Below are 20,271 nucleotides of genomic sequence, written 5' to 3'. Positions count from 1 at the left end.
ATGGATTTACAAATATTTACTGCATAAGAGATTGCCTTTATAAGGAGTCGACCTAATGCATATCCAATGCATTTCCCGGATATTTTTTATGTGAAAAATGCATATCGACTTGCGCCAACTTCGACACTTCATCGCCCTCGCCGAACAACGCAGTTTCGTCGCCGGCGCGCAGGCGGTGAACCTGTCGCAGTCGGCGTTCAGCCGCAGCATCCAGGCGCTGGAGCACAGCGTCGGCTGTCAGTTGGTCGATCGCGGGCGCAAGGAATTACCGCCGACCAAGCAGGGTCAGGTGCTGCTCGAACATGCGCGGCGACTGGTCAGCGGCGCGCAGCAGATGGCCAACGAGATCAGTCAGTTCAATGGGCTGGAGGCGGGCGAATTGCGCTTCGGTTGCGGCCCGGCGCCGGCAGCCGGATTGATCCCGCGCGCGATCGGCGCGTTCATCGGGCGCTACCCGAAAGCGCGGGTGCAATTTCAGGTCGATGACTGGCAGAGCCTGAGCAAACGCCTGCTCAGCGAAGAGTTCGAGTTCTTCGTCGCCGACACTCGCCACTTCGAAGCCGATCCGGATTACCTGACGTACCGTTTGCGGCCGCGCAAATGGCATTTCTGCTGCCGCGCCGGGCATCCATTAGCGGCATTCGAACGGGTTTCGGCCGAGCAATTGATGAGTTATCCACTGGCGGTGAGCCTTCGTCCGCCGAACCTGCGCAAGGTCATCGTCGACCTCAGCGGCCGCCCGGATTTCACCCCCAATGTCGAATGCGAAAACAGCTCAAGCCTGCTCGGCGTGGTGCTGCGCTCGGATGCCATCGGCATCGTTGGCGCGTATTCCGACGCACTGCATCAGGTCAAGGGCGAACTGGTGTGTTTGCGGATCGAGGGTTTGGCCGATGACCTGGAGGAGCTGTACACCCGTTATGGGATTGTCAGTCGGGCGGGGTATCGGTTGTCGCCGCTGGCCGAGGCGATGATTGAGCAGATCAAGGCGATTGATGCGGTAGATGAGGAGGTTTGTTCACTCGAAAATTTAGCTGTCTGAGCTACCGCTATCGCTGGCAAGCCAGCGATGGTGCCGAAACAGTCACCGATGCATCCACTGCATAAAACCCATTCCCCAAATGCACTTGCCGAACACCCCCGCCGAAAGCGACAACCCTCGCCTGTCTCTCTGACCGGTGAACCCCATGTCCAACCCGCAAAACCCTGTGCGCAACGTGCTGTACATCATGTGCGATCAACTGCGCCGCGATTACCTGTCCTGCTACGGCCATCCGCATCTGCACACGCCGAACATCGATCGCCTGGCCGCCGCTGGCGTGCGCTTCAGCCGTGCCTACACCCAGGGCACGATCTGCGGGCCGTCGCGGATGTCGGCCTACACCGGGCGCTACGTCAGCAGCCATCAGGTCGCATGGAACGCCGTGCCGTTGCCGCTGGAAGAACTGACCATCGGTGATTATCTGCGCCCGCACGGCATTCGCACTGCGCTGGTCGGCAAGACCCACGCCACGGCCAACGTCGACGCCTTGCAGCGTCTAGCGATCAACCCGGACAGCGCGCAAGCCGAAGTGCTCAACGAGGTCGGTTTCGAGCCGTACTTTCGCCACGACGGGATCTTCCCCGATGACCCGCTGTTCGACGACAAACGCGAATCCGCGCCCTACACCCATTACCTGCGCGAGCACGGTTTCGACGGGCGCAACCCCTGGCACGACTGGGCCAACGCTGCCGAAGGCGAGAACGGAGAAATCCTCAGCGGCTGGCACATGCGTCATGCGCATTTGCCAGCGCGAATTCCCGAGCAGTTCTCAGAGACTGTCTACACTACAAATCGAGCCATCGACTTCATCACCGAGCAAGGTGAGAAATCCTGGTGTTTACACCTCTCCTACATCAAACCGCACTGGCCCTATATCGTACCGGCACCATACCACGCCTTGTACAGTACGAAATCGATTCTCGAAGCGGTCCGCGCGACGCCCTCCGAAGCCAGCAAACACCCCGTATACACGGCGTTTCGCCAGCATGAGGAAAGCCGCAACTTCTCCCGTGATTCAGTACGATTGAATGTAATCCCCACCTACATGGGCCTGATCAAGCAAGTGGATGATCAACTCGGTCGGCTGTTTGATTGTTTGCAGAGCAAGGGTCGTTGGGATGACACGTTGATCGTGTTCACCAGCGATCACGGCGACTTTTTGGGTGACCATTGGCTGGGCGAGAAGGAGTTTTTGCTCGAGCAAGCGGTGGGCGTACCGTTGATCGTGCGCGACCCGCGTGCGGCGGCGGACATCACCCGCGGTACGGTGGATGAGCGATTGGCGGAAACCATTGATGCCTTGCCGTCTTTTCTCCAGGCACTGGGCCTGCCGGGCGCCGAGCATCGGCTGGAAGGCCGCTCGCTGATCCCGCTGTTGCACGGCGAAAATCCCGAGTGGCGCCGCTACGCCATCAGCGAATACGACTACGCCTTCCAGGCCCCGGCACGCGAGCGACTTGGCCAACCGATCGACCGTTGCCGCATGACCATGGTGCGCAGCGAGCGCTGGAAATACCTGGCGTACGACGGCTTCCGGCCGCAGTTGTTTGATCTGCTGAATGATCCGCAGGAGTTGCGCGATCTGGGTGACAACCCGGCGTACGCGGCGGTGCGCGAGGAGCACGCGGGGTACCTGTTTGAATGGGTGCGCGGGTTGAAGCGGCGGACCACGATCAGTCATCAGGAGATCGATTTGCGCGGGCAGCGGTTTCGCTATGGCGAGCCGGAGACCGAGAAGGTGGTGCAAATCGGTGTGTGGTAGTTAAAAGCATCGCTGGCAAGCCAGCTCCCACAGGTTTTGCGTTGTTCGCATCCTTTGTGTCCGACACCAATCTCTGTGGGAGCTGGCTTGCCAGCGATGGAGCCTTATCAAACGCCGACGATATCCGCGCCTTTAATGGTCTGACTACGTTGCCCCGAAGCCCCAACCGGCACTTCACCCTTGAGCGTCACTCGCCGCACGATGCGATCCTGAGTGCCGTAATCATCAATCGCATAATGCTGGGTCGACCGGTTGTCCCAGATCGCCACATCACCAGCCTTCCAGCGCCAGCGCACAGTGTTTTCCTGACGGATCACATGGCTCTGCAACAAGCCGAACAGGTGCGCCGAATCGGCTTGCGAATAACCCTTGATGCGTTTGACGAAGTGCCCCAGCAACAAGCTCTTCTCGCCGCTGATCGGGTGTACACGCACCACCGGGTGCTCGGTCTCGTAGACCGTCGAGGTAAAGATCTTGCGATAGCGCTCGAGCTTCTCCGCCGACACGTCCGGCTTGGCCCCGGCGTAGTCGTATTCGTTGCTGTGCACGGCGACCAGTTTGTCCGCCAGCTCGCGCAGTTCAGTCGGCAGTTCGTTGTAGGCGGTCGCGGTGTTGGCCCACAAGGTGTCGCCACCGAAGGCCGGGGCCACCACCGAGCGCAGGATCGAGGCTTTGGGGTAGGCGTCGACGAAGGTCACGTCGGTGTGCCAGGAGTTGGCGCGCTGGCCCTCGGCGCCGTCCAGTTCCAGCAGATAACGCGTGCCCTCACGCACCGGCACGGTCGGATGCGCCACGGGCTCGCCGAGCAGATGGGCGAAGGCTTCCTGGCGCTGATCGTCGAGCTGGGTCTGCTCGCGGAAGAACACCACCTTGTACTGGATCAGCGCCTGCTGAATGGCTTCGACGGTAGCGGCGTCCAATTCACCGGACAGGTGCACGCCCCGAATCTCGGCGCCGATACGGCCGGCCACCGGATGGATTTCCAGCGCGTGGACAGCGGGTTTTACAGCGAGTGCGGCATTGCTCATGGGTAGACCCTCATCGACTGCTTGCGGTTGGGCGACAGCGAAACATGGCTCTATCTATATTCCATTTACATCTAATAGATATTCACATGCTTCGTTGACGGAATAAGAGCTTGCATTTAAAACCTCAAGTAACCCTCGTCGCAAATGCCTTCGAGCTATTTTTAGGATGCCGGGAAAGCATATGGATCTTCGCCAGTTGCGCTACTTCATCGCCCTCAACGAACACCGCAGTTTTGTCCGTGCGGCGGACGCAATGGGCATCACTCAACCGGCGTTCAGCCGCAGCATCCAAGGGCTAGAGCAAGAGTTCGGCTGCGTGCTGGTGGATCGCGGCAACAAGGATCTGCGCCCCACCCCCGAAGGCCAGGTGGTGCTGCAACACGCCCTGACCCTGGTGCAGGGCGCAGCGTTGCTCAGCGCCGAAGTGACGCAAATGACCAAGCTTGATGCCGGAGAGCTGCACTTTGGTTGCGGCCCGGCGCCAGCGGTGAAACTGGTGCCGGATGCGGTGGCGCAATTCATCAACGCGCACCCGAAAGTACGCACCTGTTTTCAGGTGGATAACTGGGAAAAACTCAGCCGCGCGCTGAGCCGTGAAGAGATCGAATTCTTCATCGCCGACATCCGCCATTTCGAGGCCGATCCAAACTTCCAGACCCAGGCCCTGACGCCCAAACGCGGGGTGTTTTTCTGCCGGCCCGGGCACCCGCTGCTGGCCAAGGAAAGCCTGTCGACCAACGACATGTTCGACTACCCGCTGGCGACCACGCTGATCCCGCCAGGGATTCGCAAACTGCTGGCGAACCTCAGCGGCCGGATCGATTTTTCGCCGACCATCGAGACCGAGCATTTCCCGGCGCTGGTGAAAGTGGTGCTGCAATCCAATGCGATTGGCGTCGGCACGGAAGAGGCGTTCGTCGAAGACATTGCCCAAGGTTCACTGGCGCTGCTGCACTGGCGCAACCTGCCGCAGAATCTGGAGAGCATGAATGCGCGCTGCGGGATTGTCAGTCGTACCGGGTTTCGCCTGTCGCCCGCAGCAAGAGCGATGATCGAGACGTTGGTGGCGGTGGATAAACAGGAAATCAGCGTCGCGGTTTGAAGATCAAAAGATCGCAGCCTTCGGCAGCTCCTACATGGGAATGCGTTCTCCTGCAGGCGTTGCCGAAGGCTGCGATCTTGTGATTTTAAAGCTTGGCCGCCGCCAGTTCAGGCGCCACCCAATCGCTGACCTTGAACGGTTTGCGGATCAGTTTCTGCTGCGCCGCCAGATCCACCGAGTCCTGTAATTTGCCGAGGAACACCGGGTCCAGCGTTGACGGGAACACTTCGCTGAGTTTCTGATCCTGCAGGTCCTGGGTCAGGATCAGCGGTGGATAACTCGCCAGCCCCGACACCAGTTGCACGTAGGCATCCTTGTTGTTGTCCTGGGTCAGCCAATCCACGGCTTGTTGCTGCGCCTTGAGCAGCTTCGCCACGACCTGCGGATGCTCGTCGACAAACTTGCCGGTGCCCACCAGCACTGACTGCACACTGCCGGCCCCGCCCAGATCCTTGGTGTTCAGCGGCAATTCCGCCAGCCCCTTGGCTTGCAGAGCCGTCAGCCCGGAACTGCCCCACGATGCGTCGATCTGTTTAGCCGCCAATGCCGCGACCGCTGCGTTGAAGTCGAGGTTGATCACCTTCAGATCCTTTTCGCTCAGGCCCTGACTGGCCAGCGCCGCATCAAACGACAACTGCGTGGCGGTGCCACGAAAGATCGCCACGCGCTTGCCCTTGAGATCCTGCAAAGTCTTGATCCCCGAACCCGGCACCACGCCCAGATATTGCTTCACCCCGCGCGCACTGGCGCTGAGCAAGCGTGTGTCGAGGCCGTTGGACTTGCCGATGATCGCCGCCAGGTCGCCCAGATACGCCAGATCGACCTGACCGTTGGCAAACGCCTCGTTGATCACCGGTCCGGCGCCCTTAAAGAAGCTCCATTGAATCTTGATGCCCTGATCGGCGAAAGCTTTTTCGAAGATCTGCCGATCACGCAGCACATCCACCACACCGCCGCCGCTGTGCTGGGTGCCGGCGCTCAGGTCAGGCACAGCGATCCGGATTTCCTTGAGCTCGTCGGCCTGCGCGGTAAACGCCAGCAGGCCCGCCAGTGCCGGAATGGCAAACAGACTGAAAACTCGTTTGAAGGGAAGGTTCATGGATGTAGCTCCTTGATCACGACAGGCGTTGAGGAGCCGAAAGTAGGCCGAAGCGTGACCTTCGCTTAAATACTATAAATGCACATTTTTATAGCTATTAACGCTAAGCAAGCAACAGAGCGGGCTTCAGCGGCGTATGCATTAACAGCATCGAAAATATTCTTCGAATGCATTGGATGCGCGATGTTCTGGAAGCCTTAAATGGCGCTGCTTATCTCCAAATTCAATATTTTTGATTTCGCTTATAACAATTTATTTATAGCTAATACCACTGGAGATCGCAGCCTTCGGCAGCTCCTACAGGAGCGAATTCACGGACGCGTCCCCCTGCAGGAGCTGCCGAAGGCTGCGATCTTTTGATCTTGCTCCCGATCCAACCCGACAACGGAGGTCACCCATGGCCCGTGATTCCCTGCTCAGCCTGCCGCTGCCCGCGCCGCCCCTGAAACGTCATCGGACGTGGCCAAGCCTCAACCAACGCCTGTTGCCCTGGCTGCTGCCAGTCAGCCTGTTCGCTCTGTGGTGGCTGGCCGCGCGCAATCAATGGATGAGCGAACAGATTCTGCCGGCGCCATCGCTGGTGTGGAACAGCGCCATCGAGCTGTCCCAGGGCGAGCTGTGGAGTCATTTGTGGATCAGCCTGCAACGCCTGCTCTGGGGCTTGCTGGCTGGCATCTGCGCGGGTGCGGTGCTGGGTGCCGCACTGGGTTTCAGCCGGCGCCTCGAACGGTTGGTGTTTCCGACCTTCGCCGGTCTGGCACAGGTGCCAACGCTGGCGTGGATTCCGCTGTTCATGGTGTTTTTCGGCATCGGCGAAGTGTTGAAACTGGTGGTGCTGATCAAGGCCATCGTGGTGCCGGTGACCCTGCACACCTTGGTCGGCGTTCGAGATGCGCAACCGAAACTGCGCGAAGCCGCCGCCGTGTTGCGCCTGCCGTCGTACTTGCTGATCCGGCGTCTGGTGCTGCCCGCCGCACTGCCAGCGTTCATGGCCGGCGTACGCCTGGCCCTGGCCGCTGGCTGGACGTCCTTGCTGGCGGTGGAGCTGTTGGCGTCCAGCGAAGGCATCGGTTACCTGATGGTCTGGGCACGGCAACTGTTCATGCTCGACATCGTGTTCGTGTGCATCGTGGTTATCGGTGTGCTCGGCGTGGCGATGGATCGCGGCATCGGTTTTCTCGACCGCAAACTGGTGCACTGGCCGCACCCGGCCACCGCAGAAATCCGCGGTGGCCCGCGCTATGAAGGCTGGCAGCGGCTGCAACCGTGGTTGTTGCCGCTGAGCCTGATCGGTTTGTGGCAAGTAGCGAGCGATCAGCAATGGGTCGATGCGAACATCCTGGTCAGCCCGTTCGCGGTGCTGGAAACAACAAAAAACGGTTTGCTCGACGGCACGCTGATCAGCGGCATGGCCTTGAGTCTCGGTCGTACCCTTGGCGGCTTGCTGCTGGGCGGCGGACTTGGTTTTGCCCTCGGCTTGCTGCTGGGGCTTTCACGCACCAGCGAACGACTGCTCGGCCCGACCCTCGCCGCCATCCGTCAAATCGCGATTTTCGCCTGGGTGCCGCTGCTCACCGCGTGGTTCGGTTTGGGTGAATTGGCGAAGTGGGTGTTCGTCGCCCTCGCCGCGTTCTTTCCGTTGTTCATCGCCACTCAGCGTAGCGTCGCCAGTCTCTCGCCACACCTGAATGAAGCCGCGCAGGTACTGCGCCTGAGCCTCGGCCAGCGCCTGCGCCGTCTGGTGCTGCCGGGCGGGGCGCCGGGGATTTTTGCCGGACTGCGCCTGAGTCTGATCTACGCCTGGCTCGGCACCATCGGCGCCGAATACTTCATGCCGTCCAACGGCGGCATCGGCAGCCAGATGATCGGCGCCCAACAACTGCTGCGCATGGACCTGATCATGGCCGGGATGCTGCTGGTCGGCCTCACCGGCGCCCTGCTCAACCTCATCGGCCAACGCCTGGAAATTCGCGCCACTCGCTGGAGACACGCATGAACGCACCGATTGTCAGCTTCACCCACGTAGGCAAATCCTTCGACGTCGACGGTTTCGAACTGGAGGCGATTCGTGAATTCAACCTCGACATCGCCGAGGGCGAATTCGTCGCCATCGTCGGGTCCAGCGGTTGCGGCAAATCCACCTTGCTGCGTTTGCTGGTGGGCCTCGACACGCAGTTTCGCGGGCAGATCAGCGTCGATGGCAAAGCCGTCAGCGGCATCGGTAGCGAGCGCGGCATCGTATTTCAGGAGCACCGTTTGTTCCCGTGGCTGACGGTGGCCGACAACATCGGTCTCGGTCTGGTCAACGAACCACTGAGCGCCGCCGAAAAGCAGCAGCGCATCAACGATTTCATTGAGCTGGTCGGCCTGCGCGATTTCACCCGGGCCTATCCGCACCAGCTCTCCGGCGGCATGGCGCAGCGCGTGGCGATTGCTCGCGGACTGGTCGCCAGCCCACGGATTCTGCTGCTCGACGAACCCTTCGGCGCACTCGATGCGCTGACCCGCCAGCAGATGCAGGACGAACTGCTGGCGATCCGCGACCGGGCAAAAATCACCACGATTCTGGTCACCCACGACGTCGAGGAAGCGATCTTCCTCGCCGACCGCGTGGTGGTAATGGAGCCGCGTCCGGGACGGATCAAGCAGGTGGTCGACATCGCCTTACCGCATCCACGTCAGCGCAGCAGTTTCGACTTCCATCAGTTGCGTGAAGAACTGCTGCACGAACTGACCAGTGACGACCATTACCAACCGAGCCTGCCGGTGCAGATCCGCGATCTGCCGCTGTCGTTCATTGCCTATTGAGAGGAGCTGTATCGATGCCGCAACGCCCCAACTTTCTGGTGATTCTGGCCGACGATCTCGGCTTCTCCGATATCGGCGCCTTCGGTGGCGAAATCGCCACGCCGAACCTTGATGCGCTGGCCAATAACGGCTTGCGCCTGACCGATTTCCACACCGCACCGACCTGCTCGCCAACGCGTTCGATGCTGCTGACCGGCACCGACCACCACATCGCCGGCATCGGCACCATGGCCGAAGCGCTGACCCCGGAGTTGATCGGCAAACCGGGTTATGAGGGCTACTTGAATGACCGCGTGGTCGCCCTGCCCGAGCTGCTGCGCGAGGCCGGTTATCAGACCCTGATGAGCGGCAAATGGCACCTCGGCCTGACGGCTGAGCTGGCACCGCAGGCCCGAGGTTTCGAGCGTTCGTTTTCGCTGCTGCCGGGGGCGGCCAACCATTACGGTTTTGAACCGACCTACGACGAACACACCCCGGGCCTGCTCAAATCGACGCCAGCGCTGTACATCGAAGACGACACCTTTATCGATGAGCTGCCCAAGGATTTCTACTCGTCGGACGCCTTCGGCGACAAGCTGCTGCAGTATCTCAAGGAGCGCGATCAGAGCCGGCCATTCTTCGCTTATCTGCCCTTCTCCGCACCGCACTGGCCGTTGCAGGCACCGGCCGAGGTAGTCGAAAAATACCGTGGCCGCTATGACGCCGGTCCCGAAGTCCTGCGTCTGGAACGCCTGGAAAAACTCAAAGCGCTGGGCCTGATCGAGCCGGATGTCGAGCCGCATCCGCTGATTCAACTGAATGCACAATGGGCTGCGCTAAGCGCTGAGCAACGACAGATTTCCGCGCGAGCCATGGAGGTTTACGCGGCGATGGTCGAGCGCATGGACTGGAACATTGGCCGGGTGGTCGATTACCTGCGCCAGCAGGGCCAACTCGATAACACCTTCATCCTGTTCATGTCCGATAACGGCGCCGAGGGTGCGCTACTGGAAGCGTTCCCCAAGTTCGGCCCGGAACTGCTGACGTACCTCAACCAGCATTACGACAACAGCCTCGACAACATCGGACGTGCCAATTCCTACGTCTGGTACGGACCGAGCTGGGCGCAGGTGGCGACCGCACCGTCACGGCTGTTCAAGGCGTTCACCACCGAAGGCGGGATTCGCGTACCGGCGCTGCTGCACTATCCGCAATTGCCAATCAAAGGGCAGATCAGCCACGGTTTCGGTACGGTGATGGACATCACCCCGACGATTCTCGATCTGGCCGGTGTGCGCCATCCGGGCAAGCAATGGCACGGCAAACCGGTGGCGCCGCTGCGCGGCAAATCATGGCTGGGCTTTTTGTCTGGCGAGACGGCGCAGGTGCATGACGAGCACACCGTCACCGGCTGGGAATTGTTTGGCCGCCGGGCGATTCGCCAAGGGTCGTGGAAGGCGGTGTGGATCCCCGGGCCGGTGGGGCCGGCGACCTGGCAGCTGTATGACTTGAGCAGTGATCCGGGGGAAATTCATGATCTGGCGTCGAGTCAGCCGGACAAGCTCAACACCTTGATCGGGCATTGGCAGAAATACGTGGAGGAGACCGGGGTGATTCTCAGTGCATCGCCGTTTCAGCCGGACTGAAACGGCCAGAACCACCGCTATCGCTGGCAAGCCAGCTCCCACAAGGCTCAATGTCGTTCACAAATCCTTTGAATGACACTGAAACCTGTGGGAGCTGGCTTGCCAGCGATGAGGCCCTCAAACTCAGCTATCAAGCCCGGGCAGTGCGCACCTCTTCCTGCACCACCTCATCCCGACGAACAAAACGGTTAGCCCGCCCAAACGTGCCGAAATCATTGAACCGCACGCCCATCTCACGCATCACCTTGTGCGCCACCGGCACAGTCATCTGCCGGATGTAAAACGGTTCCTTCACCACGAAATGATGAATGCCGTGGCTGCTGCCGAAGTTGAAGCAGAACGCCTGCAGCGGCCACAGCCACCACGGATTGAGCACTTGGCATTGCTGCAGCACGTTGCCCGCCTCGATGTCGCCGTAGTAATGCATGTTCGAGCTGATGAAGTGCAGGCAAAAGGTGCGCAGCACGTTCGGGCCGATGATCACCACTGCCGCGATGTCGATCACCTGCATCACTGACAACGTGGTCGCCGACCATTCGATCGGCGAACCCACGAGGTAAGCCACGCCATTTGCCGCGTGGAAGCCGAGAAACACGTACCACGCGCCCCAGTGCAGCAGCGCCAGTGGCGCATAGACTTTCAGCGTGCGCTTGATGATGTTGATTTTGTGCGCCCAGGTCTTGGCCCTTAGCATGCGGATGAACGCCGACATCACGTTGTCGCCGACCATCAGCAACCGCGCAAAACCCCATGGTTCGCCGTTGGTGATTGCGCGCTCTTCCATGTCGGTTTCAGTGCCGGACACCTTATGGTGATTGAGGTGCAGATGGCGGCGGATCCACGGATTGATCGTGCTCGGCCGCGCCAGCCACACCAGGCCCATCATCAGGTTGTGCGGCACGCGCTGCTTGCGGAAATACATGCTGTGGATCAGGTCGTGCTCCAGCTCGTGGGTCAGGGAGGCGAAAAACGCGTTGAGCAACAGACACACCCACCACGCCATGTGGCCAGTGACGTACAGCGTCGCCGAACCGATCATCCCAGCCAGGGCAAAAGCCAGAATCCCCGCACCGAGAGCGTCCTGATGCTGCAGGATCGGGTAGCGCTCACGCAGCTCGACGCCTTTGGCCAGCACCACTTCGCGAATATGCGCTGATCGCTGGGCAGCATTGTGTCGCTGGGGACTTGCAGAAGTACGGTCCATGCTTCCATCCTCTGTTTATTGATGTTCGCATCCTGCCCTGCGAACGCTTTATTGACGGTAGCCGTGAACGCCAACCTGTTGACCGGAAGCGCCAATCAGCATGAAGGAACCGACCTCACTCGCCAGCTGGACCCGTGCCTTGCGCAAGCAACTCGATGCGCTGGGGCTGGACAGTATCGGCCTGTGCCAACAGGCCGGGCTCGACCCACAGTTGATGGACGACCCGAACGCGCGTTATCCGTTGTCCGGCACCACGCGCCTGTGGCAACTGGCGGTGCAGTTCAGCGGGGATCCGGCGATCGGTCTGCGAGTGTCGCGGTTCGTCAGCCCGACCACGTTCCATGCGCTCGGGTACGCGCTGGTGGCCAGCGGCAGCCTGCGTGAGGTGTTCGAGCGCATCGTGCGTTATCACCCGGTGGTCAGCGATGCGCTGGAGCTGGAGCTGAGCCGCAGCGACGACCGCTATCTGTTTCGTCTGAAGATTCCGTCAGGCAATCCGGCGCCGGCTTTCGAAGCCATCGACGCGTTTGCCGCGATCTATGTGCGCACCTGCCGCAATCGCCTCGGTCGCGACTACGCACCGCTGGCGGTCTACCTGCGCCGCCCGGAACCCTCCGATGCACATCAATGGCACAAAGTGTTCCGCGCCCCGGTGCATTTTTCCTGCGCCGAGGATCGCCTGGAGTTCTCCCTTACCGACTTCGACAGCCACCTCGACGACGCCAACCCGGAACTGGCCGAACACAACGAAGCGGTGCTCAAGCGCACCCTGGCCCAGCTCCAACCGCTGACCTGGGAGCGCAAGGTGCGCGACGCCATCGAAGAACAACTGCCCGAAGGCGAACCCAGCGCCGAACGCATCGCCCAGGCCTTGCACCTGAGCCTGCGCAGCCTGCAACGGCATCTGGCGGACGAGGGCTGTCGCTTCGACACGCTGCTCAACGAGAGCCGCGAAAACCTTGCGCTGCTGCACCTGCGCGATCCGCAATGTTCGTTGAGTGAAGTCAGTTACCTGCTGGGATTTGCCGACACCAGCAGCTTCAGCCGCGCGTTCAAGCGCTGGACGGGAATGACGCCGGGGCAGTTTCGCGATCAGTTGCGCTGATTGATCCGGAATGTGTGCTGAACCTACTGGCCTCTTCGCGGGCAAGCCCGCTCCCACAGTGTCCGTGTCGTACTCAAAGCTCATGTACGCCCGATATCCTGTGGGAGCGGGCTTGCCCGCGAAGGCGCCCGTCAGACAACCTCAAAACCCAGCTCGAACACCGTACCTGCAGCATCACTGCTCACCCGCACCCGCCCGCCATGCAACTGCATGATCGACTGCACAATCGCCAGCCCCAGCCCACCCGAATCTCCAGGCTGCGCCCGTGAAGGGTCGACGCGATAGAAGCGGTCGAACAGTTTGCCCAGATGTTCTGGCGCAATCACCGGGCCGTGGTTGTGTACCTGCAACCAACACACACCTGCCTCATCACGGCGGCGCAGGCTGATCGGCGTGCCTTCATCGGCGTGGCGCACCGCGTTGGCCAGCAGATTACCCAGGGCGCGTTGCAGCAGTTGCTGGTCGGCCAACAGTTCGCCGTGCAGCTGGTTTTCCAGGCGCAACTGGCGATCATCGGCCAGGGCTTCGAAGTAGTCGCACAGCTCGCTGCCGAGGCTGTGCAGATCCAGTGTTTGCAAGTCGAGCGCGCGCTCCGCCTGTTCGGCGCGGGCGAGGAACATCAGGTTTTCGGCCATGCGCTTGAGGCGTTCGAATTCTTCCATGTTCGAGGCCAGCAGCTCCTGATACTCCGCCGTGCTGCGCGGATGGTTCAGCGCCTGACCGTTGCTGGCGAGCAAGGTGTGCAAAGGCGTGCGGATCTCATGGGCCAGATCGGCCGAAAACTGCGACAGCCGCTGCACGCTGTCGTCCAGCCGCGCGAGCATGCCGTTGAGCGCCTGCACCGGTTCGAGCAGTTCGGCGGGGGTGCCGCTGGCGGGCAGACGCTGGTCGAGGCTGCGCAGATCAATGCCGCGCACCGCCGCGCTTAACTGGCGCAACGGTTGCAGGCCACGGCGCAGCAGCACCAGCCCCAGCGCGAACGCCAGCAACGCACCGAGCCCGATGGCCAGGTACAGGCGCAAGCGATAACTGGCGAGCATCTGCTCGCGCTCAGTGAGCACCTTGCCGGCGATCACCGTCAGCGGTTCGCCGTTCGGCCCTTGGGCGTCACCGGACAACAGCGCCAGCTCGGCGCCGTCCGGCGCCTGCCAGGTCAGCACATCACGACGCTGCGGTGTTCGCTCGCGCGCGATGGCGTTCAATGACGGCAGCTCGCGTTGGCGCGGGTTGATTGCGATCACGTTCGAGCCATCGGCGCGCCGCACCAGCAACAGGCTGTCGAGGTTACCGAGCATGTTCTGATAGAGACGTGGCCGCGCCTGCAAGGCGCCGAGGCTGTCGCTGTCGGCGAGCAAGGCGCGCACTTGCTCCAGGCGGCCAAGCAACGCCAGATCATCCCGGTAGGCGATCTCCGAGTCGAGCGAGCGGTAGAGAAACACGCCAATCGCGCTCAACACCAACGCGCAGACCACGGCGAACGCCAGCGCCAGACGCCAGGCGATCGACCTAGACCGCATCGTCGGGCGCCTCCAGCTGATAGCCGACCCCGCGCACGGTGTGGATCAGTTTCGGCATGTACGGATCATCGACCTTGGCCCGCAAGCGGCGCACTGCAACTTCGACCATGTTGGTGTCGCTGTCGAAATTCAGGTTCCACACCTGCGAGGCGATCAGCGTACGGGACAACACTTCGCCCTGGCGGCTTGCGAGCAATTGCAGCAGGGCAAATTCCTTGTTGGTCAGGGCGATGCGCTGGCCGCCGCGACTGACCCTACGCCGCAGCACGTCGATTTCCAGATCAGCGATGCTGTAGGACTCGGCTTCGCGCAGCGGCCCGCGCCGTAGCAGCGTACGCACCCGCGCGAGCAGTTCGGCGAAGGCGAATGGTTTTAGCAGATAGTCGTCGGCGCCCAGTTCGAGGCCGCGTACGCGGTCTTCGATGGCATCCTTGGCCGTCAGGAACAACACCGGGGTGGCGCCGCGCTGGCGGATCAGTTGCAGCAGTTGCCAGCCATTGAGGCCCGGCAGCATCACGTCGAGGATGATCAGGTCGTAGGCCTGCTGCTCGATGAAATAGCGCCCATCAAGGCCATTGAGCGCCACATCCACGGCAAACCCCGATTCGCCCAGGCCCTTGGCCAGGAAATTCGCGGTTTTGGCTTCATCTTCTACGACCAGCAAACGCATGGCACACCTCGATTGATCAGGCACACAGGCTAGGCGCCTTCGACGGCGTTGCCCATTACAAACTTGTAATCCGACTGACGGGGTTCTGACGAAGAGCGGCGGCTAAGGTGATGTCCTTCGCTTTCGGAGCCTGTTCATGACCGTCAAATACCTTGCAGCCAGCCTCGCCCTCGGCCTCAGCGCCAGCGCTTTCGCCGCCCCTGAACTGCCGCGTCACGCTGACCTCGACCTGAAAACCGCACGCCTGCTGGCCGACACCGCGCTGAGCAATTGCACCGCGACGGTATCGGTGCTCGACCGTGGCGGCAACGTGCTGGTGACCCTGCGCGGCGACGGCATCGGCCCGCACAACACCGCGGCCAGCCAGCGCAAGGCTTACACCGCGATGTCGACGAAAACCCCGACCCGGCTGTTCGCCGAGCGCGCCCGCAGCAACCCGGAAACCGCCAATCTCAACACCCTCGACGAGCTGTTGTTGCTCGGCGGCGGGATCCCGTTGTTCGCCGGCAATGAGCTGGTCGGCGCCATGGGCGTGGCCGGTTCCGGCGGCGGCGAGCAGGACGAAAACTGTGCCATCAAGGCCGCCGAAAAGGCTGGCCTGACCCTTACCCGTTCCCAATAAGGAGACTGACCATGACCACCCTGCGCATGACCTTCGCCGCACTCGGCCTGAGTGCCTTCTCCGGCCTGGCGCTGGCCGCCGGCAATCCACTGAGCGTGCACGTGCTCAACCTGGAAAACGGCCTGCCCTCGCCGGGCGTCAATGTGACGCTGGAAAAACACGTCGGCCAGAACTGGCAGCCACTGGCCCAGGGCACCACCAACGAGCAGGGACGCATCGCCGAACTGTTCCCGGCCAAACAGCCTTTCGAAGCGGGCGAATACCGGGTGGTGTTCAAGACCGGCGAGTATTTCGAGAAGAACAAGCGCGAGACGTTTTTCCCGGAGATCCCGGTGATTTTCCAGGTGAAGCAGACTGACCAGCACTACCACATCCCGTTGCTGCTCAGCCCTTACGGTTTCTCGACCTATCGCGGCTCGTAAGCCACACTCCTGCAGGTTCTGTGGTTTGCCTCAAAGATCATGGATAGTTGAGAACCCTGTGGGAGCTGGCTTGCCAGCGATGGCATCAGCTCAGCAAGCATGCATGTCGACTGATGCACCGCAATCGCTGGCAAGCCAGCTCCCACAGTGGAATGGTGTGAGTTTTCAGACAGTGGCGACGGCGCGCAATCGCTCGGCATCGAGAATCTCGATCTCGCCATACCCCAACCCGATAATCCCCTGCCCCTGTAAATCTTTGAGGATCTGATTGGTAGTCTGGCGTGACAGCGAGAGCATCGACGCCAGCTGTTCCTGAGGCAATTGCAGGACCCGGCGTGGCGCATCGATTTCACCGTAGCCCTCGGCGATCATCAGCAATCGATGCGCCAGGCGAGCCGGGGCCGGGAGCAGGCTCAACTGTTCGAGGTTGATAAAGGTCAAGCGCAGTTTGTGGCTCATCAGCAATGCCAGATGGCGCCAGTACACCGGTTGTTCATCGAGGATTTTCAGCAGCGTGGCCTGCGGGATATTCAGCAGCGTGCACGGCCCGACTGCATACGCATCGTGAGTGCGCGGCTGGCCATCGAACAGGCAGATTTCGCCGAACCAGTGCGGTGCCTCCACCAGGCTCAGCAACGCCTCCTTGCCCTGCTCGCTCACCGCCCCGATGCGGATCGCGCCGTCGAGCACCGCGTACAACCCGCAGGGCGGATCACCGCGCTGGAACAAGCGCTGCCCCGCCGTCAGCCGCCGCTCCCGGGCCGCCACCAGCAGACTATCCTGAAAGGATGTCGGCAGATGACTGAACCATTGCCCGGTCAGCAGCCGTGAACGCTTATCCATGAACACTCCCAATTGTCGCCTGCCTGACAGAGCGAACACCGAACCCGAGGCATGCTGCACGCACCCTACAGGAGGAACAACAATGAAAAGCCTCGTCGACCATCTCAGTCAATACGCCGCCTACCACCGCGACCCGCGCAACATCGCCAGCCACTTTATCGGCATTCCGCTGATCGTGGTGGCGGTGGCCGTTTTATTGTCGCGACCAGCGTGGTCACTGGGCGGCTTGTGGATCTCTCCGGCGGTGCTCTTGGCGCTGGCCTCGGCATGGTTTTATCTGCGCCTGGAAGTGAAACTCGGCGTGTTGATGACGGTGCTGATGGGCCTGTCGGTCTGGGCCGGACATGCATTGGCGCAGCAGAGCACGATGGTCTGGCTCAGCAGCGGGCTGGCGATGTTTGTGATTGGCTGGGTGATCCAGTTTGTCGGGCACCACTACGAGGGGCGCAAACCGGCGTTTGTCGATGATGTCAGCGGGTTGATTGTCGGGCCGCTGTTTGTCGTGGCCGAAGTGGCGTTCCTGCTGGGAATGCGCCACGAGTTGAAAGCGCAGATCGAGGCGCGGGCGGGGGCGGTGCGGGTCAATCCGAATCGCAATGCGGCGGCTTAGGCCGCTTTAAAAGATCGCAGCCTGCGGCAGCTCCTACAGGAGAAACGCATTCCAATGTAGGAGCTGCCGCAGGCTGCGATCTTTTGACTTTAGAGGCTGGCGACTTTCTGCCAGACCTTCGGCTTGAAGAACAGGGTTTCACCCTTGGCCAGTCCGATCAGGCTGTCGTGATCCTTCACCACTTCGGCCTCGATCAGGTCCGTTTGCCCTTCCACCTTCAACGTCACCCGTGTGGTCGCGCCCAGCGGCCGGATATCGCGCACTTCAGCGGCGTGGTGATCTTCCAGCTCATGTTTGGACAACGACACTTCGTGCGGACGGAACAGCACGTGGTTGTCGTCGCTGAGCAACAAGCGGTTGGAGTCGCCGAGGAAGTGATAAACGAAGTCGCTGGCCGGGTTTTCGTAGACGTCGCCCGGTGAGCCGATCTGCTCAATCACGCCCTTGTTCATCACCACGATGCGGTCGGCGACTTCCATCGCTTCTTCCTGGTCGTGGGTCACGAATACCGACGTCAGGTTGATGTCTTCGTGCAGGCGCGCCAGCCAGCGACGCAGCTCTTTACGCACCTTGGCGTCGAGGGCGCCGAACGGTTCGTCGAGCAGCAGCACTTTCGGCTCCACCGCCAGAGCACGGGCCAGGGCGATACGCTGACGCTGGCCGCCGGACAGTTGCTCCGGGTAGCGATCGGCCAACCAGTCCAGCTGCACCATGTTCAGCAGTTCGTGGACCTTGGTCGCGATCTGGCTTTCGCTCGGGCGCTGGTTTTTCGGTTTCATGCGCAGGCCGAACGCGACGTTGTCGAACACCGTCATGTGCCGGAACAGCGCGTAGTGCTGGAACACGAAACCGACGTTGCGATCACGCACGTCGTGGCCGGAGACGTCTTCGCCGTGAAACACGATGTTGCCCTGATCCGGAGTTTCCAGGCCGGCGATGATCCGCAGCAGCGTGGTCTTGCCGCAGCCGGACGGGCCGAGCAGCGCCACCAGTTCACCGCTCTGAATGTCCAGGCTGATGTTGTCCAGCGCCTTGAACGCATTGAAATTCTTGCTGACGTTACGCACTTCGATCGACATGAATTATTCCTCCGCGGCGCTGGCGCGCAGGCGGTTGATACGGTTTTCGCTCCACTGCTTGAGCAGCAGGATGAAGAGCGCCAGGATCAGCAACAGGCTCGCCACGGCAAACGCGGCCACGTGGTTGTATTCGTTGTAGAGGATCTCGACGTGCAGCGGCAAGGTGTTGGTCACCCCGCGAATGTGCCCGGAAACCACCGACACCGCACCGAACTCACCCATGGCCCGCGCGGTACACAGCACCACGCCATAGATCAGGCCCCATTTGATGTTGGGCACGGTGACGTGCCAGAACATCTGCCAGCCGTTGGCGCCAAGCAGCCGCGCGGCCTCCTCTTCCTGCGTGCCTTGTTCCTGCATCAGCGGGATCAGTTCACGGGCCACGAACGGCACGGTGACGAAGATCGTCGCCAGGACGATGCCCGGCAGGGCGAAGACGATCTGGATGTCGTGATCCTGCAGCCACGGCCCGAACAGGCCCTGCGCACCGAACATCAGCACGTAGACCAGACCTGCGATCACCGGCGACACCGAGAACGGCAGGTCGATCAGCGTCACCAGCATGCTCTTGCCGCGGAACGAGTATTTGCTCACGCACCACGCGGCGCTGACGCCAAACACCAGGTTCAGCGGTACCGAAATCAGCACGGCGATCACCGTGAGTTTCAGCGCCGACAAGGCGTCCGGTTCAAAGATCGCGGTGAAGAATGCGCCGAGGCCGTTCTTCAGACCTTGCGAGACCACGATGAACAGCGGCAGTACCAGAAACAGGAAAAAGATCAGCCAGCCAAGGCCGATCAGGATTCTGCGCGAAGTGGCACTGCCACGCCGCGCAGCGTTGGCCGAGGACGCGGCCGCAATAGACGATTGGGACATGGTTCGCGCCTCCTTATGGGGTTTCGATGCGCCGCTGCAACAGGTTGATCAGCAGCAACAGGACGAAGGAAACCACCAGCATCAGCACGCCGATGGACGTGGCACCGGTGTAATCGTACTGGTCGAGTTTGACCATGATCAGCAGCGGCAGGATCTCGGTTTTCATCGGCATGTTGCCGGCGATGAAAATCACCGAACCGTACTCGCCGACACCCCGGGCAAAGGCCAGGGCAAATCCAGTCAGCCACGCTGGCAACAGCGCTGGCAGGAGGATATGGCGGAACACCTGCAACGGTTTCGCACCGAGGCAAGCGGCGGCTTCTTCGACTTCACGGGGAATGTCAGCCAGTACCGGCTGCACCGTGCGCACTACGAACGGCAGGGTCACGAACGTCAGCGCCAGGGTGATGCCCAACGGGGTGTAGGCGATCTTGAAACCGAGGTCGGCGGCAAACTGGCCAACCAGCCCGGTCGGGGTGTACAGCGCGGTCAGGGCAATACCGGCCACCGCCGTCGGCAGGGCGAACGGCAGGTCGATCATCGCGTCGATGACCTTGCGCCCCGGGAAGGTGTAGCGCACCAGCACCCAGGCCAGCAGCGTGCCGATGATGCCGTTGATGATCGCCGCACACAGCGCGGTGCCGAAACTCAGCTTCAGCGCGGCCAGCACTCGCGGTGCAGAAATGATCGTCCAGAACTGATCCCAGGTGAGTTGGGCGGCGTGGACGAACATCGCCGCCAGCGGGATAAGCACAATCAGGCTGAGGTACACCAAGGTGTAACCCAGCGTCAGCCCGAAGCCGGGTATGACGGGGGAGATACGACGCGACATAAAAGTCCTTGGTTAAAAACGCATC

The 20,271-nt window shown here is 61.4% G+C and carries 19 protein-coding genes; 10 read left to right on the top strand and 9 right to left on the bottom strand.

What is annotated here, in order from left to right; translation table 11 throughout:
* Positions 1-97 precede the first annotated feature (97 nt).
* Positions 98-1,042, top strand: a complete 945-nt coding sequence (locus GTQ41_RS01195; protein WP_047290779.1) for a LysR family transcriptional regulator — start codon at positions 98-100, stop codon at positions 1,040-1,042.
* 145 nt (positions 1,043-1,187) lie between these two features.
* Positions 1,188-2,804: an alkaline phosphatase family protein gene (locus GTQ41_RS01190; RefSeq protein ID WP_047290778.1), complete on the top strand. Its 1,617-nt coding sequence runs from the start codon at positions 1,188-1,190 to the stop codon at positions 2,802-2,804.
* A 107-nt stretch (positions 2,805-2,911) separates the two neighbouring features.
* Here the strand turns inward: GTQ41_RS01190 and GTQ41_RS01185 are convergent, their stop codons facing one another.
* Complete coding sequence (locus tag GTQ41_RS01185; RefSeq protein ID WP_007963459.1) at positions 2,912-3,832, bottom strand: TauD/TfdA family dioxygenase; 921 nt, start codon at positions 3,830-3,832, stop codon at positions 2,912-2,914.
* Positions 3,833-4,013: 181 nt separating this feature from the next.
* On the opposite strand from GTQ41_RS01185, the gene GTQ41_RS01180 reads away from it, so the two are divergent.
* A complete protein-coding gene (locus GTQ41_RS01180) occupies positions 4,014-4,934 on the top strand; it encodes a LysR family transcriptional regulator (protein WP_047290777.1) in 921 nt (306 codons plus the stop codon).
* An 85-nt stretch (positions 4,935-5,019) separates the two neighbouring features.
* Here the strand turns inward: GTQ41_RS01180 and GTQ41_RS01175 are convergent, their stop codons facing one another.
* Positions 5,020-6,033 carry an ABC transporter substrate-binding protein gene (locus GTQ41_RS01175; RefSeq protein ID WP_047290776.1) on the bottom strand — a complete coding sequence of 338 codons (1,014 nt, stop codon included), beginning with the start codon at positions 6,031-6,033 and terminating at the stop codon, positions 5,020-5,022.
* A 397-nt stretch (positions 6,034-6,430) separates the two neighbouring features.
* Here GTQ41_RS01175 and GTQ41_RS01170 point away from each other — a divergent pair, with 397 nt between their 5' ends.
* The 3 genes from GTQ41_RS01170 to GTQ41_RS01160 are packed head-to-tail and all read left to right on the top strand — an operon-like array spanning position 6,431 to position 10,466.
* On the top strand, positions 6,431-8,029 hold the full coding sequence (locus tag GTQ41_RS01170; RefSeq protein WP_047290775.1) for an ABC transporter permease: 1,599 nt from the start codon (positions 6,431-6,433) through the stop codon (positions 8,027-8,029).
* Positions 8,026-8,841: an ABC transporter ATP-binding protein gene (locus GTQ41_RS01165; protein WP_047290774.1), complete on the top strand. Its 816-nt coding sequence runs from the start codon at positions 8,026-8,028 to the stop codon at positions 8,839-8,841. Before GTQ41_RS01170 ends, GTQ41_RS01165 begins: the two co-directional genes overlap by 4 nt.
* A gap of 14 nt (positions 8,842-8,855) precedes the next feature.
* Entirely contained in the window at positions 8,856-10,466 is a 1,611-nt protein-coding gene (locus tag GTQ41_RS01160; protein ID WP_047290773.1) for an arylsulfatase, read from the top strand.
* Positions 10,467-10,596: 130 nt separating this feature from the next.
* On the opposite strand, the gene GTQ41_RS01155 is transcribed toward GTQ41_RS01160, so the two are convergent.
* On the bottom strand, positions 10,597-11,670 hold the full coding sequence (locus GTQ41_RS01155; protein WP_047290772.1) for a fatty acid desaturase: 1,074 nt from the start codon (positions 11,668-11,670) through the stop codon (positions 10,597-10,599).
* Positions 11,671-11,770: 100 nt separating this feature from the next.
* Here GTQ41_RS01155 and GTQ41_RS01150 point away from each other — a divergent pair, with 100 nt between their 5' ends.
* Complete coding sequence (locus tag GTQ41_RS01150; protein ID WP_047290771.1) at positions 11,771-12,775, top strand: AraC family transcriptional regulator; 1,005 nt, start codon at positions 11,771-11,773, stop codon at positions 12,773-12,775.
* 131 nt (positions 12,776-12,906) lie between these two features.
* Here the strand turns inward: GTQ41_RS01150 and GTQ41_RS01145 are convergent, their stop codons facing one another.
* Positions 12,907-14,292 (bottom strand): heavy metal sensor histidine kinase, encoded by a 1,386-nt coding sequence (locus GTQ41_RS01145; RefSeq protein WP_047290770.1) that lies wholly within the window; start codon positions 14,290-14,292, stop codon positions 12,907-12,909.
* Entirely contained in the window at positions 14,282-14,962 is a 681-nt protein-coding gene (locus tag GTQ41_RS01140) for a heavy metal response regulator transcription factor (protein ID WP_047290769.1), read from the bottom strand. The genes GTQ41_RS01145 and GTQ41_RS01140 overlap by 11 nt, the downstream gene beginning before the upstream one ends.
* Before the next feature lie 136 nt (positions 14,963-15,098).
* Between GTQ41_RS01140 and GTQ41_RS01135 the strand changes: the two genes are divergently transcribed.
* Together GTQ41_RS01135 and uraH are read left to right on the top strand one after the other, a co-directional pair.
* Positions 15,099-15,584: a heme-binding protein gene (locus GTQ41_RS01135; protein WP_047290768.1), complete on the top strand. Its 486-nt coding sequence runs from the start codon at positions 15,099-15,101 to the stop codon at positions 15,582-15,584.
* Between the two features lie 11 nt (positions 15,585-15,595).
* Entirely contained in the window at positions 15,596-16,006 is a 411-nt protein-coding gene (uraH, locus tag GTQ41_RS01130; RefSeq protein ID WP_047290767.1) for a hydroxyisourate hydrolase, read from the top strand.
* A 165-nt stretch (positions 16,007-16,171) separates the two neighbouring features.
* Here the strand turns inward: uraH and GTQ41_RS01125 are convergent, their stop codons facing one another.
* Complete coding sequence (locus GTQ41_RS01125) at positions 16,172-16,849, bottom strand: Crp/Fnr family transcriptional regulator (RefSeq protein ID WP_047290766.1); 678 nt, start codon at positions 16,847-16,849, stop codon at positions 16,172-16,174.
* An 82-nt stretch (positions 16,850-16,931) separates the two neighbouring features.
* Here GTQ41_RS01125 and GTQ41_RS01120 point away from each other — a divergent pair, with 82 nt between their 5' ends.
* On the top strand, positions 16,932-17,459 hold the full coding sequence (locus GTQ41_RS01120) for a DUF962 domain-containing protein (RefSeq protein ID WP_047290765.1): 528 nt from the start codon (positions 16,932-16,934) through the stop codon (positions 17,457-17,459).
* A gap of 89 nt (positions 17,460-17,548) precedes the next feature.
* Here the strand turns inward: GTQ41_RS01120 and GTQ41_RS01115 are convergent, their stop codons facing one another.
* The 3 genes from GTQ41_RS01115 to cysT are packed head-to-tail and all read right to left on the bottom strand — an operon-like array spanning position 17,549 to position 20,246.
* The gene (locus GTQ41_RS01115) at positions 17,549-18,538 is read right to left on the bottom strand and encodes a sulfate/molybdate ABC transporter ATP-binding protein (RefSeq protein ID WP_047290764.1); all 990 of its coding nucleotides are present in this window, start codon (positions 18,536-18,538) and stop codon (positions 17,549-17,551) included.
* A gap of 3 nt (positions 18,539-18,541) precedes the next feature.
* Positions 18,542-19,414 (bottom strand): sulfate ABC transporter permease subunit CysW, encoded by an 873-nt coding sequence (gene cysW / locus GTQ41_RS01110; RefSeq protein WP_007952817.1) that lies wholly within the window; start codon positions 19,412-19,414, stop codon positions 18,542-18,544.
* Positions 19,415-19,427: 13 nt separating this feature from the next.
* The gene (cysT, locus tag GTQ41_RS01105) at positions 19,428-20,246 is read right to left on the bottom strand and encodes a sulfate ABC transporter permease subunit CysT (protein ID WP_007952818.1); all 819 of its coding nucleotides are present in this window, start codon (positions 20,244-20,246) and stop codon (positions 19,428-19,430) included.
* Positions 20,247-20,271: the final 25 nt, after the last annotated feature.

This window comes from Pseudomonas sp. AN-B15 (genome assembly GCF_019056475.1).
Taxonomy (GTDB): domain Bacteria; phylum Pseudomonadota; class Gammaproteobacteria; order Pseudomonadales; family Pseudomonadaceae; genus Aquipseudomonas; species Aquipseudomonas parakoreensis.
This window is presented reverse-complemented; position numbering and strand designations above follow the sequence as displayed.

Bases quoted from the DNA above. Each gene is read 5' to 3' on its own strand.
- GTQ41_RS01190 (WP_047290778.1), top strand. From the start codon at position 1,188: ATGTCCAACCCGCAAAACCCTGTGCGCAACGTGCTGTACATCATGTGC.
- GTQ41_RS01195 (WP_047290779.1), top strand. From the start codon at position 98: ATGCATATCGACTTGCGCCAACTTCGACACTTCATCGCCCTCGCCGAA.
- GTQ41_RS01160 (WP_047290773.1), top strand. From the start codon at position 8,856: ATGCCGCAACGCCCCAACTTTCTGGTGATTCTGGCCGACGATCTCGGC.
- GTQ41_RS01170 (WP_047290775.1), top strand. From the start codon at position 6,431: ATGGCCCGTGATTCCCTGCTCAGCCTGCCGCTGCCCGCGCCGCCCCTG.
- GTQ41_RS01185 (WP_007963459.1), bottom strand. From the start codon at position 3,832: ATGAGCAATGCCGCACTCGCTGTAAAACCCGCTGTCCACGCGCTGGAA.
- GTQ41_RS01120 (WP_047290765.1), top strand. From the start codon at position 16,932: ATGAAAAGCCTCGTCGACCATCTCAGTCAATACGCCGCCTACCACCGC.
- GTQ41_RS01125 (WP_047290766.1), bottom strand. From the start codon at position 16,849: ATGGATAAGCGTTCACGGCTGCTGACCGGGCAATGGTTCAGTCATCTG.
- GTQ41_RS01150 (WP_047290771.1), top strand. From the start codon at position 11,771: ATGAAGGAACCGACCTCACTCGCCAGCTGGACCCGTGCCTTGCGCAAG.
- uraH (WP_047290767.1), top strand. From the start codon at position 15,596: ATGACCACCCTGCGCATGACCTTCGCCGCACTCGGCCTGAGTGCCTTC.
- GTQ41_RS01175 (WP_047290776.1), bottom strand. From the start codon at position 6,033: ATGAACCTTCCCTTCAAACGAGTTTTCAGTCTGTTTGCCATTCCGGCA.
- GTQ41_RS01115 (WP_047290764.1), bottom strand. From the start codon at position 18,538: ATGTCGATCGAAGTGCGTAACGTCAGCAAGAATTTCAATGCGTTCAAG.
- cysT (WP_007952818.1), bottom strand. From the start codon at position 20,246: ATGTCGCGTCGTATCTCCCCCGTCATACCCGGCTTCGGGCTGACGCTG.
- GTQ41_RS01140 (WP_047290769.1), bottom strand. From the start codon at position 14,962: ATGCGTTTGCTGGTCGTAGAAGATGAAGCCAAAACCGCGAATTTCCTG.
- GTQ41_RS01145 (WP_047290770.1), bottom strand. From the start codon at position 14,292: ATGCGGTCTAGGTCGATCGCCTGGCGTCTGGCGCTGGCGTTCGCCGTG.
- GTQ41_RS01155 (WP_047290772.1), bottom strand. From the start codon at position 11,670: ATGGACCGTACTTCTGCAAGTCCCCAGCGACACAATGCTGCCCAGCGA.
- GTQ41_RS01165 (WP_047290774.1), top strand. From the start codon at position 8,026: ATGAACGCACCGATTGTCAGCTTCACCCACGTAGGCAAATCCTTCGAC.
- GTQ41_RS01135 (WP_047290768.1), top strand. From the start codon at position 15,099: ATGACCGTCAAATACCTTGCAGCCAGCCTCGCCCTCGGCCTCAGCGCC.
- GTQ41_RS01180 (WP_047290777.1), top strand. From the start codon at position 4,014: ATGGATCTTCGCCAGTTGCGCTACTTCATCGCCCTCAACGAACACCGC.
- cysW (WP_007952817.1), bottom strand. From the start codon at position 19,414: ATGTCCCAATCGTCTATTGCGGCCGCGTCCTCGGCCAACGCTGCGCGG.